Here is a 16,864-nt window from a genome sequence, read left to right on the forward strand (position 1 = left end):
CTCACCCTCTCGGGCTTTCCTCCGGGCTTCCCTTCGGTGTTTCCGACTCTATCAGACCGTTTTCCGATCCGATTTCCTCGGTGCTTTCCAGGTTCTCGCTCTCGCGTTTCCCTTTCCGGCGGTTCCGACTCTATCAGAAGTTTTTGGCCGGTCTTACCGGCCGCTCATTTCTGAGTAATTCGGAATGTGCTTCTCGGAATCGCCTGAGCGACTTCTTCGAGCAGCAGATAGATTCTAGCGGTCAACCTTGAGCTCGTTCAGCTCCAGGCAACTGTTTGACTCTACCTCCCCGGTCCACCCGTGTCAACGGGTTTTTCGGGGCGATCAGGAGACTAGCAGCTCACAGGCCGTTTCCGCACATCAGGCGGCTGTGGGGACGGTCGAGCTGCGCTCGTACAGCGCGAGGTCGCCCGTCTCGCCGGCGCGGACCGCTCGGCCGCCGAGGACATAGACGTAGGCCAGGAAGGCCAGCTCGGCGGCGATGCCGATGCCGATGCGTGCCCAGGTGGGCAGGCCGGACGGGGTGACGAAGCCTTCGATGGCGCCGGAGACGAAGAGGACCAGGGCGAGACCGATGGCCATGCCGACGGCCGCGCGGCCTTCTTCGGCCAGTGCCGTGCGGCGGCTTCGCGGGCCCGGGTCGATCACGGTCCAGCCGAGGCGGAGGCCCGTACCGGCGGCGACGAAGACGGCGGTCAGTTCGAGCAGGCCGTGCGGGAGGACCAGGCCGAGGAAGGTGTCGAGGCGGCCGGCGGAGGACATGAGGCCGAAGCCGACGCCGAGATTGAGCATGTTCTCGAAGAGGATCCAGAGCACGGGCAGGCCCAGGAAGACGCCCAGGACCAGGCACATCGCGGCGGCCTGGGCGTTGTTCGTCCATACCTGGGCGGCGAAGGAGGCGGCCGGGTGGCTCGAGTAGTAGGTCTCGTACCCGCCGCCGGGGCGGGTCAGCTCGCGCAGGTGGGCGGGGGCCGCGATGGTGGCGCGCACCTCCGGGTGCGTGCCGATCCACCAGCCCAGCAGGATCGCGACCGCCGTCGAGACGAGTGCGGTGGGCACCCACCAGCGGCGGGCCCGGTAGACCGCGGCGGGGAATCCCTGGCTCAGGAAGCGGGCCGCGTCGCGCCAGGAGGCGCGGCGGGTTCCGGTGACGGCGCTGCGCGCGCGGGCGACGAGCCGGCTCAGCCGGCCGGTCAGCTGGGGGTCCGGGGCGCTGGACTGGATCAGGGAGAGATGGGTGGCCGTGCGCTGGTAGAGGGTGATCAGCTCGTCGGTCTCGGCGCCGTTGAGCCGGCGCCTGCGGCTGGTCAGGGCGTCGAGGCGGTCCCACTCGGCTTGGTGTGTGTAGACGAAGACGTCCAGGTCCATCGGGTCTGCCCGCTCCTCGGCCGGTCGTCGTTGCGCGTATTGCTGTCAGCTTGTCGTACCGCGACGCGATGTGGGCTCAGCTTGGCAGACTTGCCCCAAGGGGCGGGCCAGGGGAAGGACGGCGGGGCATGAGTGAGCTGGTGACCGGTGAGGCGGTGGCGCTCGAACTGCGGCCCGCCAAGCTGCCGAGCAGGGCGTTGGCCGTGTTCCTGGACCTGGTCGTGGCCGTGTGCGTGTACATCGGTGTCTCCGTCGTGGTCCTGCTGGCGACGGCGTCGCTGGACGACGCGGCGCAGACGGCGCTGTCCATCGCGGTGTTCCTGCTGATCCTGGTCGGTGCTCCCATCGCGGTGGAGACGCTCAGCCACGGGCGCTCGGTGGGGAAGCTGGTGTTCGGGCTGCGGGTGGTGCGCGACGACGGGGGGCCGATCCGGTTCCGGCACGCGTTGGTGCGCGGTGCCGTCGGGGTGGTCGAGATCCTGATGACGTTCGGGGTGGTGGCGTGCATCGCGTCGCTGGTGTCGGCGCGCGGGCGGCGGCTCGGGGACGTGTTCGCGGGCACGCTGGTGGTGCGGGAGCGGGTTCCGGTGGGGACCGCCTGGCCGGTGCCGGCTCCGCCGCCAGGAGTCGCGGAGCGGTTCGCCGGGCTGGATCTGTCGGCGGTGCCGGACGGTCTCTGGCTCGCCGTCCGGCAGTACCTGGGGCGGATGCGCCAGCTGGATCCGCGGGTCTCGGCGACGATGGCCGGGCGGCTCGCGGCCGATCTCGCGGGGCGTACGGGGACGGCGGTGCCGCAGGACATGCCTCCGGCTCTCTTCCTGGCCGCCGTGGTCCAGGAGCGGCAGGCCCGTCAGGCCGCGGTGCGGACGGACGGTGCGGCTCATGCGGCGGTGACCGGCGGGGATGCGCCGAGCGGTGGTGGCTGGGCCGCGCCGGGCGGGGCTCGGGTGTACGAGGCCGCGGTGGAGCAGCCGCCCGTGGAGAAGGCGCCGGATTCCGGTTCCCGGCCGACGGGGTTCGTGCCTCCGGCGTGAGCGGCCGCCCCGGTTCTCAGCCGAACGTCGACGGCGGGGACTTGAGGTCTTCCAGCTCGACGCCTGGGGCGGACAGGACCACGTCCCCGGCGAGGTGGACGGTGTGCACCTCGCCGGTGTCCAGGGCTGTGACCTGGTATTCGTCCACGATCAGGGGGCCGTTGTCAGTGGCGTGTGTTTCTCTGTCGACCAAGGCCCAGGACTGGTCCACGGTGCGGGGGGCGAGCACCGGGTCGGTGAGGGCGACGAGGCGTACGCGGGTGGCCGAGGGCGAGGGGGTGAGGCGCAGCAGACGAGCGGTGGCGACGAGGAACGCGGGGGACGTGCCGGTGAAGGCGTGGGCGCGCACATTGCCTTCGGTGGCCTGAGTCCCGGTGGGGTCCGTGCGGACCCAGGAGATGCCGTCGAGCGCGGCGCCGCGTACCTGCCAGTCGCCCGCGTGGATTTCGAGGCGCAGGGGGCGGCCGAGGTCGTCCAGGGCGAGGTCGACGGAGCCGCTGTGATCACCGTCGGGGGTGGTCAGCTGCGAGACGTAGCGCCAGCCGGAGGGGCCGGGGGCGCAGTGGAAGTGTTCTTCCGCGAGAGGGGTGTGGTCGTGCGGATCGTGAAGCGAATAGCGGCCACGCGGCATGACGGGTCCTGGGGTCTGACGGGCTGACGGTGCGGCCGGTGGGCCGACGGTCGGCCGGAGCAGGGCAGGCCCCCGGCACGGGGGTGCGGGGGCCTGCCCAGGTCGCTCAGTAGCGGTAGTGGTCCGACTTGAAGGGACCGTCGACCTCGACACCGATGTACGCGGCCTGCTCCGGGCGCAGCTTGGTGAGCTTGACGCCGAGCGAGTCCAGGTGGAGGCGGGCGACCTTCTCGTCCAGGTGCTTGGGGAGCACGTAGACGCCGGTCGGGTACTCGTCGGGCTTGGTGAACAGCTCGATCTGGGCCAGGGTCTGGTCCGCGAAGGAGTTGGACATCACGAACGACGGGTGACCGGTGGCGTTGCCCAGGTTCAGCAGGCGGCCCTCGGACAGGACGATGATCACCTTGCCGTCGGGGAAGGTCCAGGTGTGGACCTGCGGCTTGACCTCGTCCTTGACGATGCCGGGGATCTTGGCGAGGCCGGCCATGTCGATCTCGTTGTCGAAGTGGCCGATGTTGCCGACGATGGCCTGGTGCTTCATCTTGGCCATGTCGGCGGCCATGATGATGTCCTTGTTGCCCGTCGTGGTGACGAAGATGTCGGCCTTGTCGACGACCTCGTCGAGGGTCGTGACCTGGTAGCCGTCCATGGCCGCCTGGAGCGCGCAAATCGGGTCGATCTCGGTGATGATCACGCGGGCGCCCTGGCCGCGCAGGGACTCGGCGCATCCCTTGCCGACGTCGCCGTAGCCGCAGACGACGGCGGTCTTGCCGCCGATGAGGACGTCGGTGGCGCGGTTGATGCCGTCGATCAGGGAGTGGCGGCAGCCGTACTTGTTGTCGAACTTCGACTTGGTGACGGCGTCGTTCACGTTGATCGCCGGGAAGAGCAGGTCGCCGTCGCGCTGCATCTCGTACAGGCGGTGGACGCCCGTCGTGGTCTCCTCCGTGACGCCACGGATCTCGGAGGCCAGGAGGGTCCACTTCTGGGAGCCGTCGGTGATGGTGCGGTTGAGCAGTTCGAGGATGACGCGGTGCTCGTCGGACTCGGCGGTGTCGGGCGAGGGGACCTTGCCGTCCTTCTCGTACTCGACGCCCTTGTGGACGAGGAGGGTGGCGTCACCGCCGTCGTCCAGGATCATGTTCGGGCCGCCGGTGGGGCTGTTCGGCCAGGTCAGCGCCTGCTCGGTGCACCACCAGTACTCCTCCAGGGTCTCGCCCTTCCAGGCGAAGACCGGGACGCCCTGCGGGTTCTCGGGCGTGCCGTTCGGGCCGACGGCGATGGCGGCGGCCGCGTGGTCCTGGGTGGAGAAGATGTTGCAGGAGGCCCAGCGGACCTCGGCGCCCAGGGCGACCAGGGTCTCGATGAGCACGGCGGTCTGCACGGTCATGTGCAGGGAGCCGGTGACGCGGGCGCCGGCCAGGGGCTGGGCCTCGGCGTACTCCTTGCGGATCGCCATCAGGCCGGGCATCTCGTGCTCGGCGAGGGTGATCTCCTTGCGGCCGAACTCGGCCAGGGAGAGGTCGGCGACCTTGAAGTCCTGTCGGTTGTCGACAGTCGTCATTGCGGGCTGCTCCTCGGAGTTGGGGCGAGGTGGGTGGGGCTGGTCTGCGCGGCGATGGGCACAAGGGTGCCCGAAAAGAGGACACGGGCGTGCCCGGGTGCGCGCAGCGCAGTCCGTCGGAGGCCCTCTCTCCCTCGGACGATCCGTCCCCGGACCGCCCGACCGCCATCAGCAGCGACGTCTGGCTCCGTCCCAAGCTAACACCGGAGATGGGGGCTGCCCCAGTCCGCCTCTCGGGCCGGCGGGGTGTCCGGTACGCCGGACGGGGCCCGCCCGGGTGTGGGCGGGCCCCGTCGGACGAGGTGACCGGGTGGCCTGAGCAGTGGCTCAGTGGTCGGCCGGGTGGGGGGTCGGGCCGCCCGGGGTGGCCTTGGGGTCCGGGCCCTTGGCGGCCTCGGCCTCGCTGTAGATGTCGGGCTCCAGGTAGATGACGCGGGCGATCGGGACGGCCTCGCGGATGCGGGCCTCGGCGGCGTTGATGGCGTGAGCGACCTCGGTGGCCGTGTCATCGTGCTCGACGGCGATCTTGGCGGCGACGAGCAGTTCCTCGGGGCCGAGGTGGAGGGTGCGCATGTGGATGACGCCGGTGACGGTGTCGCCGTCGACGATGGCGGCCTCGATCTTCTTGACGTCCTCGATGCCCGCGGCCTCGCCGAGCAGCAGGGACTTGGTCTCGGCGGCGAGGACGAGGGCGATCAGGACGAGCAGGACACCGATGCAGATGGTGCCGATGCCGTCCCAGACGCCGTCGCCGGTGAGGAGGGCGAGGCCGACGCCGACGAGGGCGAGGACCAGACCGATGAGCGCGCCGAAGTCCTCCAGCAGGACGACCGGCAGCTCGGGGGCCTTGGCGCGGCGGATGAACTGGGCCCAGGAGAGCTTGCCGCGCAGCTCGTTGGACTCCTTGATGGCGGTGCGGAAGGAGAAGCCCTCGGCGATGATCGCGAAGACCAGGACGCCGACCGGCCAGTACCAGTGCTCGACCGGGTGGGGGTGGCTGATCTTCTCGTAGCCCTCGTAGATGGCGAACATGCCGCCGATGGAGAAGAGGACGATGGAGACGAGGAAGGCGTAGATGTAGCGCTCGCGGCCGTAGCCGAAGGGGTGTTGCGGGGTGGCTTCGCGCTGGGCCTTCTTGCCGCCGATGAGCAGCAGGAACTGGTTGCCGGAGTCGGCGACCGAGTGCACGCCCTCGGCGAGCATCGACGAGGAGCCGCTGAACGCGAACGCCACGAATTTCGCGACCGCGATCGCGAGGTTGGCACCGAGTGCCGCCACGATCGCCTTCGTACCGCCTGACGCGCTCATGTGTCCGCGTGTCCCTTCACTGTCGTACGTCTACGCCGTCTCGGCGTGTACCCGTCTTTGCCGGTGCTTTGCCGGTGGGACATTGTTGCAGCCCACCGGGGTGGCGGGGCGTCAGCTGTCCACAGGCCCGGTCATACGATCACAGTGGCACGGAAGACGGTGCCGGTTCCGGCCAGCTCGACGCGCTCACCTGCGGGGACGTAGACCGACTGGCCGGGGAGCAGCTCGTGCTCGCCCGCGCGGACGGTGCCCGCCGTGCACAGCAGGATCTGCGGGGTGCCACGGGTCAGGTCGCGGACGGTGCCGCCCTCGGGCAGGACGAGGCGGGAGAGCCGGAACTCGTCGATCGGGGTCTCGTAGACCTCCTCCCCCTCCGGCGAGGCCTCGGGGCGCAGGACGCCCGGGTCGCCCGACGCGAACCGGACGATCCGCAGGAGTTCGGGGACGTCGACGTGCTTGGGGGTCAGGCCGCAGCGCAGGACGTTGTCCGAGTTGGCCATGATCTCCACGCCCAGGCCGTCGAGGTAGGCGTGCGGGATACCCGCGCCGAGGAACAGGGCCTCGCCGGGCTGGAGCCGGACATGGTGGAGCAGCAGGGCGGCGATGACACCGGGGTCGCCCGCGTAGTGCCGGGCTATGCCGGCGTACGGGGTGTAGGGGCCGCCGAGGCGGGTGAAGGCGGCGCTCGCCTCGGCGACGGTGCGGGCCATGTCCGCGCGGTCGGCGGTGAGGATCGCGGTGAGGACCTCGCGCAGGGCGGCGTCCTCGGGGCGGGCGCGCAGCGCGTCGGCGTAGGGCTTGAGGGAGTCGACGCCGAGCCCTTCGAGCAGCGCGGCGGCCTCGGCGGCGGGGCGGAAGCCGCACAGGCCGTCGAACTCGGTGAGCGCGCAGATCAGCTCGGGCTTGTGGTTGGCGTCCTTGTAGTTGCGCTCCGGGGCGTCCACCGGGATGCCCCGGCGCTCCTCGTCGGCGTAGCCCTCCCGCGCCTGGGCGAGGTCGGGGTGGACCTGGAGGGAGAGCGGGGCCCCGGCGGCGAGGATCTTGAGCAGGAACGGCAGCCGGGGGCCGAACTTCGCGACCGCGGCCGCGCCGAGTTCGCGCTCGGGGTCGGCGGCGATGACCTCGGTGAGCGGGCCGCGCGGGGTGCGCGAGGGGGCGCCGGGGTGGGCGCCCATCCACATCTCGGCCTGCGGCTCGCCGGTCGGCTCGGTGCCCAGCAGGCGCGGGATGGCGGTGGGCGAGCCCCACGCGTAGGGGCGGACGGTGTTGTCGAGGCGGTCCATGTGTCTCTCTGTCTCCGTACGTGCGCTGCGCGGCCGGTGCCGGGGATGGGCGCGGGCCGGACCGCCGGCCCTCGCGGGGGCGGGCGGTCCGGGAGCAAGGTCAGGCGGCGGAGGCGAGCGCCAGGTAAACGGCGGCGAAATCCGTGACGGCGATCAGTTCCGCGAGGGTCTCCAGATCGGCGCCGTCCTCCGGCTCCAGTTCGCTGATCGGCGTGTCGTGGCTGAGGGCCAGGTCACGGGCGGCGGGGGCGGCCGTGAGACCGCCGAGGGGGCGGTCGCGGAGCAGCACCACGCGCGCGTGCAGCGCGGGCGCCTCCTCCACGCGGTCGCGGAAGAAGTCGTCGGGGTCGGCGCTCGCGGCCAGCGGGCCCGCGAGGAGGGCGCTGTGCGCGGCGAGGGCCTCGGGGAGTTCCGCGACCAGGGCGGGGCGCCCGGCGAGTTCGGCGAGGGCGTCGGCGAAGCGGCGTCCGGCCGGGCCGGCGGAGGTGCCCTCGGTCCAGACGACCGGGAGCGCGTCGGCCAGTTCGGCGGCCAGGGTCTTCGCCGGGTTGCCGTACGTCACGATGGCGGGGCCGCAGCGCTCGGCGACGCGGTCCAGGCGGTCGGCGACCTTCTCCAGGGCGTCCGGGTCCGCCGCGAGCAGGCCGACGCGGTCGAGCAGCGCGAGCAGCGGGGTGAGCAGGGCCCAGAAGACGCCGGGCGAGGCTCCGGCGAGGGGTTCTTCCTGGTCGTAGGGGGACGTGGCCATCGGTACGAAGAGGCCGTGCGCCCCGGCGACCGCCTCGCTGAGCGGGGTGCCGGAGGGGGCCACGGCGACGACGGAGCAGCCTCGGCGGTAGGCCTGCTCGGCCAGGAGGGACAGGCTCGGTTCGCCGCCGTCCGGGGTGGCGATCAGCAGCAGGTCCACGGAACCGGCCCAGCCCGGCAGTTCCCAGCGCAGGGCGCCGGGGGCGGGGGCCACGCCGGTCGGGGCGAGCCGGATGACGGGGCTGCCGGGTCCGGCCAGGGTGCCGAGCAGGTCGGCGGCGTGGGTGGCGGCGGCTCCGGGACCGGCGATCAGGACCGCGCGGGGGCGGCCGTCCGGCCTGAGGGTGCCGACGCCGGCCTCGACGGCGTGCCGGGCGGCCGTACGGACCCGGGCCCCGGCCTCCGCCGCCCCGCGCAGCAGCCCTCGGCGGTCGGCCTCGGCGAGGCCCTCCGGAGTGTCCAGGAGCGATTCGTCGAGCATGGGCGGCAGCCTCCGGTCGCCGGGAATCCAGTCGGTGTGGTCGGGCGCGCGGACCGGTTCGCGGTGCCGCTCCGGCGCCCGGCGGTACTACAGCGGGCGGCGGGCCTCGTCCACGAGCAGGACGGGGATGCCGTCGCGCACCGGGTACGCCAGGCCGCAGCCCTCGCCGGTGCAGACCAGCTCGGTGCCCTGCTCGGAGTCCTGCCCGTGGTCCTGCTCCTTGAGCGCGGAGTGGCAGGCCGGGCAGGCCAGGATCTCCAGGAGGCCGGCTTCGAGCGCCATGGGGTGTCCCTTCGGGCGGCGGTACGGGATGTACGGATGTGCTGGTCAGATTACCGCCGTACGACATGGCGCCGTACGGCTCGTGGCCGGGCCGCCGTCGGCTCAGGCGCGGATGAGCGCCAGGGCCTCGTCGCGGATCTTCTCCATGGTGGCCGCGTCCTTGGCCTCCGCGTTCAGGCGGAGCAGGGGCTCGGTGTTGGAGGGGCGGACGTTGAACCACCAGTCGTCGGTGGAGACGGTGAGGCCGTCGAGGTCGTCGAGGGTGACGCCGGGGCGGCCTTCGTAGGCGGCGCGGATCGCGGCGAGGCGGGCCGCCTGGTCGGCGACGGTGGAGTTGATCTCGCCGGAGCCCGCGTAGCGGTCGTACGCGGCGACGAGGGCGGACAGCGGGCCGTCCTGGCCGCCGAGGGCGGCGAGGGTGTGCAGGGCGGCGAGCATGCCCGTGTCGGCGTTCCAGAAGTCCTTGAAGTAGTAGTGCGCGGAGTGCTCGCCGCCGAAGATCGCGCCGGAGCGGGCCATCTCGGCCTTGATGAAGGAGTGGCCGACGCGGGTGCGGACCGGGGTGCCGCCGTTCTCGCGGACGACCTCGGGGACCGTGCGCGAGGTGATCAGGTTGTGGATGACGGTGCCCGAGCCGCCGTTGCGGGCCAGCTCGCGCACGGCGACCAGCGCGGTGATCGCGGACGGGGAGACCGGGTCGCCGTTCTCGTCCACGACGAAGCAGCGGTCGGCGTCGCCGTCGAAGGCGAGACCGAGGTCGGCGCCCTCCTGCACGACCCGCTTGCGCAGGTCCACGATGTTGGCGGGGTCCAGCGGGTTGGCCTCGTGGTTCGGGAAGGTGCCGTCCAGCTCGAAGTACATCGGCACCACGGTCAGCGGCAGCCCGGCGAGGACGGTCGGGACGGTGTGGCCGCCCATGCCGTTGCCCGCGTCCACGACCACCTTCAGCGGGCGGATCGCGCTCAGGTCGACCAGGGAGCGCAGGTAGGCGGCGTAGTCCTCCAGCGTGTCGCGCGCGGTGAGCGTGCCGGGGACGGCGGCCGGTGCCGGGGCGCCCGACTCCAGCCACCGCTCGACCAGTTCGCGGATCTCGGCGAGCCCGGTGTCCTGGCCGACCGGCGCGGCGCCCGCGCGGCACATCTTGATGCCGTTGTAGCGCGCCGGGTTGTGCGAGGCGGTGAACATCGCGCCGGGCAGGCCGAGGGCGCCGGAGGCGTAGTAGAGCTGGTCGGTGGAGCACAGGCCGATCTCGGTGACGTCCACGCCCCGGGCGGCCGCGCCGCGCGCGAAGGCGCGGGTGAGGCCGGGCGAGGAGGGGCGCATGTCGTAGCCGACGACGATCGCGCGGGCGTCGGTCACCTCGGCGAAGGCGGCGCCGAAGAGCGCGGCGAGGGACTCGTCCCACTGGTCCGGGACCACTCCGCGCACGTCGTACGCCTTCACGATCTGCGACAGATCAGCAGTCACGGCCCAGCCTCCCGAAAGTCCTGTGGGTGCCCAAAACTACCCGCCCGGGGGATTCGGCCGGGCGCGGGACACCACAAGGGGGACGCGAAGGGGCGGACGCCGCGTCAGTTGTCCGGGGAGCGCAGGACCCGCAGATGACCCCGGCGGGCCACCTCCATGGGGTCCGCGGTGCGCGCGCCGCCCGCTCCGGAGGCCCGCTCCTGGGGGCGGGCCGCCTCGCGCACGGCGTTGGCGAGGGCCTCCAGGTCGTCACCGCTGGGGCGGGCGGGGGCCGAGCCGTCGAGCAGGCGGACGACCTCCCAGCCGCGCGGAGCGGTCAGGCGCTCGGAGTGCTCGGCGCACAGGTCGTAGCAGTGGGGCTCGGCGTAGGTGGCGAGGGGGCCGAGGACCGCGGTCGAGTCGGCGTAGACGTACGTCAGCGTCGCGACGGCGGGTCGGCCGCAGGCGGTGCGCGAACAGCGACGTACAGGGCTCACGACGTTGGACGGTACCGCACTCTTGAGCGGGCCGCGACGACTCTCCACCAGGTCACTCCACCGTGTCGTGCCGTGAAGCGTCCCACACGCCCTTCCGGACAAGCCCTGTTGACCTGCTGCGACGGGTGTTCGCGCAATTCCCCGGCGGGGTGCGAGCGGTCACGAGTCGGTACAAACATCGTCCATCACGTGGTGTGCGCCGGTCTTGGAGCGTTACGGAAACGAGCCTTGGCCCGGCCGGTTCGGTCATTGCCGGACATCGGCATCCGGCGCGGGACGCCGTGTGGAGCCGGGCGCGGCGGGCGGGCGGGGACTACGCTTCACCGGTGATGGACAACCGCGTACCGCCCCGTGCCGCAGGCCCCGGGCCCCGCCGCCGTGATCGTCACGGGCGGGGCATGCGGGGGCCGATCGCCCCGCCCCAGGTGCCGCTGGCCGCGAGCCGCGGCGATGTGTTCCGGGATCTGGTGCAGGACTCCGTGGACCGGCTGGAGCGGCGGTGGCCGCAGCTGACCGACGTCGACTTCCTGGTGCTCGAGGTGCCCCGGCTGGAGGGCACGGGCGACGCGTGGGCCGACGAGGCCGTGCCGCTCGGCGGGATCATCCCCGCGCGGGAGGGCCGGCGGGCGCGGGTCGTGGTGTACCGGCGGCCGGTGGAGATCCGCACCAAGGGCCGCGAGGAGCGGGCCACGCTGGTGCACGAGGTCGTGGTGGAGCAGGTGGCCGAGCTGCTCGGGCTCACCCCGGAGACGGTCGACCCCCGGTACGGCGAGGACTGACGCGAGACCGCGGAAGGGCCGGGTCACGCGCGCGCGACCCGGCCCTTCCGTGTGAACTTCCCTGCGGCGCGCTACTTCTGAAGGATCGCCAGGTCCTGTTCCGCCTGCGGTACGGCCACCAGTCCGCGGTCGCTCGGCAGCGTCTGGACGGTGAAGCCGGGCACGCCCTCCTCGGTCGCCGACAGGGTGCGCGCGCCGTACACCGGGCCTCCGGAGACGGGCTCCACCGTGAGCGCGTAGGTGCCGCTGAGGCCCGAGGGGACCGGGGCGGCCACGTTCTGGGTGGTGCCGGCCTTGATGGTGAAGGTCTTGGTGGCCGGGCTGCCGCCCTCGCTGCCCGCCGAGGCGGTGACCTTGACGGTGGCGTCGGCGGTGGGCGCGGTCAGGGACAGGGTGGTGCCCTTGCCGCTGTTGTCGGCCGAGGTCGCGCGGCGGCCGACGGGGGCGGTCGCGGGAATGTACGCCGTCTCCCGCTTGGCGCCCGTGCCGCGTACGACGCGCAGCGCGGCGACCACGGGCACGGAGCCGTCGGCGGGGGTGAGGATCAGCGAGCCCGCCTCGCCCCGGGTGACGGCGCCGAGGTCGGCGGAGGTGGTCATGCCGGACTTGACGTGCAGGGTCTCGTTACCGGCCGGGGTGATGGTGCCGCCCGAGGAGGCCAGGCGGATCTTCAGGTCGGCGTCGTCGTCGCCGGGGGTGAAGGCGACCAGGCGCACGTCGGTGGCGTCCTTGGGGATGCCGGGCAGGACCAGGCTGCCCGCCGGGTCGGCGGCCGCGGCGAGCCAGTCGCCGCCCCCGGTGTCGTCCTGGGCCTGGACGGCGGCGCCGACGCGGCCGCTGCGCACGGTGACGTGCACGGTCAGGTCGGCCTCCTTCTCGTCGGTGAGGGTGGACAGCAGCACCGGTTCGCTCGCGTGCGGTTTGACGGTGATGCCGTCGGCGACCTCCGACTTGATCGCGCCGTCCTTGCCGTAGAGCTTGATGTCCACGACGGCGGCGGAGTCGTCCGGGTTGGTCAGGTGCACATAGTCGGTGCGGCCCGCGGCCGTGCTCGCGCCGGGGAACCAGAAGTCGGTGTCGGCGGGCGTGCAGGTGACGCCCTGGAGGCCGCTGCCGGTGCCCGCGGCGATCTCGGTCGTCTCCTGGACGGTCCAGCCGGGCGCGTACTTGCCGTCGGCGGTGCCGATGAACGCCGGGGCGTCGGCGCCCGAGGTGTCGCCGGTGGCCGGGGTGCCGGGCACCTTGGGCTTGAGGGGCGGCTCGACGGCCTGGGCGCCCTTGCCGCCCTTCTTGGCGCCGGAGCCGTCGGGGGTCTCCTCGGTGGCGCCCTGGAGGGTGGCGCTGCCGCTGCCGTCGGTGCCCTTGGTGACGGGCGTGAACGACGTGTACGACGTGTCGGCGATGTCGGAGAAGCTGGGCGCCGGGCAGAGCAGCCCGGTGCGCTGCACGGGCAGTTCGGCGGCCGCCTTCGCCCCGCTCGCGCCGGACGCCGGGGGCGGGTCGAACGTGGCGTAGGCGGTGACCGCGGCCAGCGCGGTGGCGCAGGCCAGGAGGGACAGGGTGGTGCGGTTCACTGCTGGCTCCCGTCATGGCGCTCGTCGCCGGTGCCGTAGGGCTGCTGGGCGGGGTCGTAGCCGTGCGGGTGGGCCGCCGGGTCGTAGGGCTGCTGCTGGGCGGCCTGGTCGCCGTAGCCGTACGGGTCGTACGCGTTCGCCTGGCCGGGCTGGTAGGGGGCGTTGCCGTAGGCGTCCTGGTAGGGGGCCTGGTACGGGTACGGGTTCTGGTCGGCCGGGTAGGCCGCGTACTCGCCCTCGGTGTACTCGGACTCGGTGTACTCGGCCTCCGCGTAGGCGGGGGCGTCCCACTCGGCGTAGTTCTGCTGGTGCGGGACGGCGCCCTCGGGGAGTTCCTGCGGGAAGTCGCCCTCGGGGAAGTCCTCGTGGCGGCCGTCGGGGAAGTCCTGGCCGGGGCTCTCGGGGAAGTCCGGGTCCTCGGCGCCCGCTTCGGGGGCCTCCTGCTCCCGCAGCGCCGCTTCACGCGCGGCCTGTTCCTCGGCCTGGGCGCGCAGCCGGCGGGCGCGGCGGCCGTCGCCCGCGAGGTCGTCGGCGGTGACCACGTCCTCCTCGGGGAGGTCGTCGTCGACGTCGCGGCGGCGGCCGGGCAGGGCGAGGACCACGAGGACGACGGCGAGCGCGCCCTGGGCCCACAGCCACAGGGTGTGGGTGAAGGGGGCGTCGAAGGTGACGTCCAGCTTGCCGCCGGCGGCGGGGAGCTGGAAGCCCTGGGCCCAGCCGTCGACCGTGGTGCGGGTGAGCGGCTTGCCGTCCAGGGTGGCGGTCCAGCCCTCTGCGGCGGTGTCGGCGAGCCGGAGGACGCGGCCGTCGGCGCCACTGGGAACGGTGGTGTGGATCTCCACCGGGCCCGCGGCGACGGACCTGGGCGTGCCGGAGCCGCCGCGGTCCACGATGGCGGCGCGGGAGACCTCGGCGTTGACGCGCCACAGCCCGCTGCCGTTCTGCTGGCTGAGGCGGCTCAGGCCCGGGGTGGCGTCCAGGACGCGGCTGATCTGGCGGGGCGCGCCCTGGTGGACGAGGACGTAGCGCACGGCGAAGCCGCCGAGCTGTCCGGCCTGGTCGGCGCCGGAGCCCGCGACCAGGTTGGCGACGATCTTGTCCAGGCGGGTGTTCGCCCCGTCGGCGGCGGTGAACTCGCCGTCGCCGATGCGGGCGCCCGCGCCCCGGACGAGGCTGTAGCGCACCTGGGCGGTGGAGTCGCTGTCCAGGACGAGCGTGCGGGCCTGGTCGCGGGTGGAGGCGTCCTCGGCGACGAACGCGGGGACCTGGGCCGGGTCGCGGCGCTCCAGCGGGCCGTCGGCGCCGCCGATCATCCAGCTCACGGCGGCCACGAGCGGGCCCACCACCGAGGCGAGGGCGATCAGCGCGGCGACCGGCTGGCGCCAGCCGAAGCTCTGCTCGGCCACCCGCGCGCGTGCCCCGTCGGCGCCGAGCGCGGCGGCGGCGAGCAGTGCGAGGCCGTAGACGAGGGTGGCGGGTCCGGCCCAGGCGGTGCGGTTGGACAGGACGGCGAGGACGAAGCCGGTCAGGGCGACGGCCCACGCGGTACGGATGCCCAGCTGCCGCTCGGAGCGCAGCAGGGCGGCGAGCGCGGCCAGGACGATGCCGATGAGCATCAGGCCGGACACGGTGCCGGGGCCGCCGGGGCTGGTGCCGAGCAGGTCGGACGCCGAGGCCGCCGAGGCGCCGTAGTCCAGTCCCGCCTCGCCGAAGAAGTTCGCCGGGAGCAGGGTCAGCGACCAGGGGGCGAGGACCAGCAGCGGGGTGCCGAGCTGGACGACGAGGCGCAGCAGGGAGGCCATCAGGTCCGAGCGGCGCAGCACCAGTACGCCGACGCCGAGCACCAGGGCGGCGGGCCAGACGATGGGGGTGAAGGCCGTGGTGATGGTGAGCAGCAGCGCGTACGCCCAGGTGGCGCGCCAGCTGCCGCGCGTACCGGAGCCGTTGGCGAGGCCGCCGGCGGCGACGCCGGCGCGCGCGAGGAGCGGCAGCAGCACGGCGAGGACGGCGGTGCCGATGCGGCCGCCCGCGAGGGCGCCGGTGACGGCGGGCAGGAAGGCGTAGGCGATGGCCGCCCAGGCGCGCAGCAGCCGGGAGTCGACCAGGGGCCGGGAGGCGAAGTAGGCGGTGAAGCCCGCGAGCGGCACCGAGCCGACCAGCAGCACGGTGACGGCGAGGCCGGTGGAGCCGAGGAGCAGGGAGGCCAGTGAGGCGAGGGCCGCGAGGTACGGCGGTGCGGCGGGGGTGCCGCCCGCCCCCGCCGGGTGCCAGGCGGCGCCGTAGGAGGCCCACAGGTCGCTCGCGCCGGCCGGGACGGGCAGCAGGGCTCCGCCCGCGAGGGCGCCGCCGCCGAGCAGGGCGCGGCAGGCGACGAGGGAGATCAGCAGCAGGCCGAGGAAGAGCACCGGGCCGGGGTTGCGGGCGATGCGCTTGAGCCGGGCGTACCGCTCGACCTCGAAGAACTCCTCGTCGCTTCCGGTGTCACCGCCGCCGCCGTGCCGTCCGACGGGGGTGGTGTCGGACTCGGAGCCGGTGGAGAAGTTGGCCGCGACCTGTTCGATGGTGACCCGGATCGTCGCGCCGGGCGGCGGGAAGAGCGGGCGGAGTTCGTCCTTGCCGACGAGCGCGCGGCCGCGTCGTTTGCGGGCGGCGAGGATGCGCTCGGGGCGCAGCAGGGTGCCGAGCAGACCCCGGATCTCGTCCACGGCCTGTCCCGGCACCTTGCCGACGAGGTAGGCGAGGGTGCGCAGGAGGGTGCCGAGGACGAGCCGCAGCAGCACCCAGGGCAGGGCGGCGGTGCGGGTGTTGACGAGCAGGGTGTGGACCGCGCCCGCCTTGTCGACCTTGTGCGGGGAGGCGGCGGTGCGGCCCGCGCAGTCCACCGCGCGGCGCTCGCGGGAGGCGGCCTCGGCGTGCCGGACGACCGCGTCGGGGGCGATCAGGACGCGGTGGCCGGCCAGGTGGGCGCGCCAGCACAGGTCCACGTCGTCGCGCATGAGGGGCAGCCGGCGGTCGAAGCCGCCGAGTTCCTCGAAGACGTCGCGGCGCACGAGCATGCCGGCGGTGGAGACGGACAGGACGGGGCGCACGTGGTCGTGCTGGCCCTGGTCCTGCTCGCGGCGGTCCAGGCCGGTCCAGCGGCGGCCGGAGTTGGCGATGGAGACGCCGACCTCCAGGAGCTGCCTGCGGTCGTACCAGCCGCGGAGCTTGGGGCCGACGATCGCCACGTCGTCGCGGCCGAGTTCGAGTTCGTTGTCCACGACGCGCAGCAGCTGGGCGAGCGCGTCGGGCTCGGGGGCGCAGTCGTCGTGCAGCAGCCAGAGCCACTGGACGGGTTCGCCGTGCGAGGGGCCGGGCCGGTCGTAGGCGTCGTCGCCCCAGGCGCCGCCCGGCGGGTTCCAGCCGCCGAGGCCGCGGAGGTGGGGCAGGTCGTCGGCGGTGAGGACGGGCGCGTGCCGGTCCGCCTCCTCGACGGCCGCGCCGAAGCCGGTGCGGCGGGCGAGGTGCAGGACGTTGGCGTCGCCGAGCGCCTCGGCGACCAGCTGGGCGGAGTCGTCCGCGCTGCCGGTGTCGGCCGCCACCGCGTACTGCACGGGGCGCTCCTGGCCGATCAGCCCGGCGAGGGCGTCGGGCAGCCAGCGGGCGCCGTCGTGGGTGACGAGGACGGCGGTCACCACATGACGCGGGAACTCAGGGGTGGCAGCGTCGTGTTGGGCTGCCGTATGGCTGTGCACGGACATCGAGGTACGGGCCCCGGTTCGATGGACTGCGGTGGACGCGTGCGCCCCTGGTGCGGGGCGGGGCGTCTCGGACGAGCGACCACACTATCGGCTGCCCATGACGACGGCCCGCCGCCTGTGGATAACCCAC

The 16,864-nt window shown here is 73.4% G+C and carries 13 protein-coding genes; 2 read left to right on the plus strand and 11 right to left on the minus strand.

The window, feature by feature from the left end; genetic code table 11:
- Positions 1-360: 360 nt before the first annotated feature.
- Entirely contained in the window at positions 361-1,368 is a 1,008-nt protein-coding gene (locus AB0898_RS29130) for a stage II sporulation protein M (protein ID WP_366806018.1), read from the minus strand.
- 128 nt (positions 1,369-1,496) lie between these two features.
- Here AB0898_RS29130 and AB0898_RS29135 point away from each other — a divergent pair, with 128 nt between their 5' ends.
- Positions 1,497-2,402, plus strand: coding sequence for an RDD family protein (locus AB0898_RS29135; protein ID WP_366806019.1), 906 nt, complete (start codon positions 1,497-1,499; stop codon positions 2,400-2,402).
- A 16-nt stretch (positions 2,403-2,418) separates the two neighbouring features.
- Here the strand turns inward: AB0898_RS29135 and AB0898_RS29140 are convergent, their stop codons facing one another.
- From AB0898_RS29140 to AB0898_RS29175, 8 genes are all read right to left on the minus strand, one after another.
- Positions 2,419-3,033 (minus strand): hypothetical protein, encoded by a 615-nt coding sequence (locus AB0898_RS29140; RefSeq protein ID WP_366806020.1) that lies wholly within the window; start codon positions 3,031-3,033, stop codon positions 2,419-2,421.
- A gap of 106 nt (positions 3,034-3,139) precedes the next feature.
- Positions 3,140-4,597: an adenosylhomocysteinase gene (ahcY, locus tag AB0898_RS29145; protein WP_366806021.1), complete on the minus strand. Its 1,458-nt coding sequence runs from the start codon at positions 4,595-4,597 to the stop codon at positions 3,140-3,142.
- Positions 4,598-4,924: 327 nt separating this feature from the next.
- Positions 4,925-5,905 (minus strand): cation diffusion facilitator family transporter, encoded by a 981-nt coding sequence (locus AB0898_RS29150; RefSeq protein ID WP_366806022.1) that lies wholly within the window; start codon positions 5,903-5,905, stop codon positions 4,925-4,927.
- A gap of 131 nt (positions 5,906-6,036) precedes the next feature.
- Entirely contained in the window at positions 6,037-7,188 is a 1,152-nt protein-coding gene (manA, locus tag AB0898_RS29155) for a mannose-6-phosphate isomerase, class I (RefSeq protein ID WP_366806023.1), read from the minus strand.
- 100 nt (positions 7,189-7,288) lie between these two features.
- Positions 7,289-8,416 (minus strand): SIS domain-containing protein, encoded by a 1,128-nt coding sequence (locus tag AB0898_RS29160; protein ID WP_366806024.1) that lies wholly within the window; start codon positions 8,414-8,416, stop codon positions 7,289-7,291.
- A gap of 87 nt (positions 8,417-8,503) precedes the next feature.
- Positions 8,504-8,698: a Trm112 family protein gene (locus tag AB0898_RS29165; RefSeq protein WP_366806025.1), complete on the minus strand. Its 195-nt coding sequence runs from the start codon at positions 8,696-8,698 to the stop codon at positions 8,504-8,506.
- A gap of 102 nt (positions 8,699-8,800) precedes the next feature.
- Complete coding sequence (locus AB0898_RS29170) at positions 8,801-10,165, minus strand: phosphomannomutase/phosphoglucomutase (RefSeq protein WP_366806027.1); 1,365 nt, start codon at positions 10,163-10,165, stop codon at positions 8,801-8,803.
- 104 nt (positions 10,166-10,269) lie between these two features.
- Positions 10,270-10,689 (minus strand): DUF3499 domain-containing protein, encoded by a 420-nt coding sequence (locus AB0898_RS29175; RefSeq protein ID WP_366806028.1) that lies wholly within the window; start codon positions 10,687-10,689, stop codon positions 10,270-10,272.
- A 281-nt stretch (positions 10,690-10,970) separates the two neighbouring features.
- Between AB0898_RS29175 and AB0898_RS29180 the strand changes: the two genes are divergently transcribed.
- Complete coding sequence (locus tag AB0898_RS29180) at positions 10,971-11,420, plus strand: metallopeptidase family protein (RefSeq protein WP_366806073.1); 450 nt, start codon at positions 10,971-10,973, stop codon at positions 11,418-11,420.
- A gap of 71 nt (positions 11,421-11,491) precedes the next feature.
- Here AB0898_RS29180 and AB0898_RS29185 read toward each other — a convergent pair whose 3' ends face one another.
- A complete protein-coding gene (locus tag AB0898_RS29185; RefSeq protein ID WP_366806029.1) occupies positions 11,492-12,994 on the minus strand; it encodes a DUF5719 family protein in 1,503 nt (500 codons plus the stop codon).
- Positions 12,991-16,734: a glycosyltransferase gene (locus tag AB0898_RS29190; RefSeq protein WP_366806030.1), complete on the minus strand. Its 3,744-nt coding sequence runs from the start codon at positions 16,732-16,734 to the stop codon at positions 12,991-12,993. Before AB0898_RS29190 ends, AB0898_RS29185 begins: the two co-directional genes overlap by 4 nt.
- Positions 16,735-16,864 lie beyond the last annotated feature (130 nt).

This window comes from Streptomyces sp. NPDC005435, assembly GCF_040703155.1.
Taxonomy (GTDB): Bacteria; Actinomycetota; Actinomycetes; order Streptomycetales; family Streptomycetaceae; genus Streptomyces.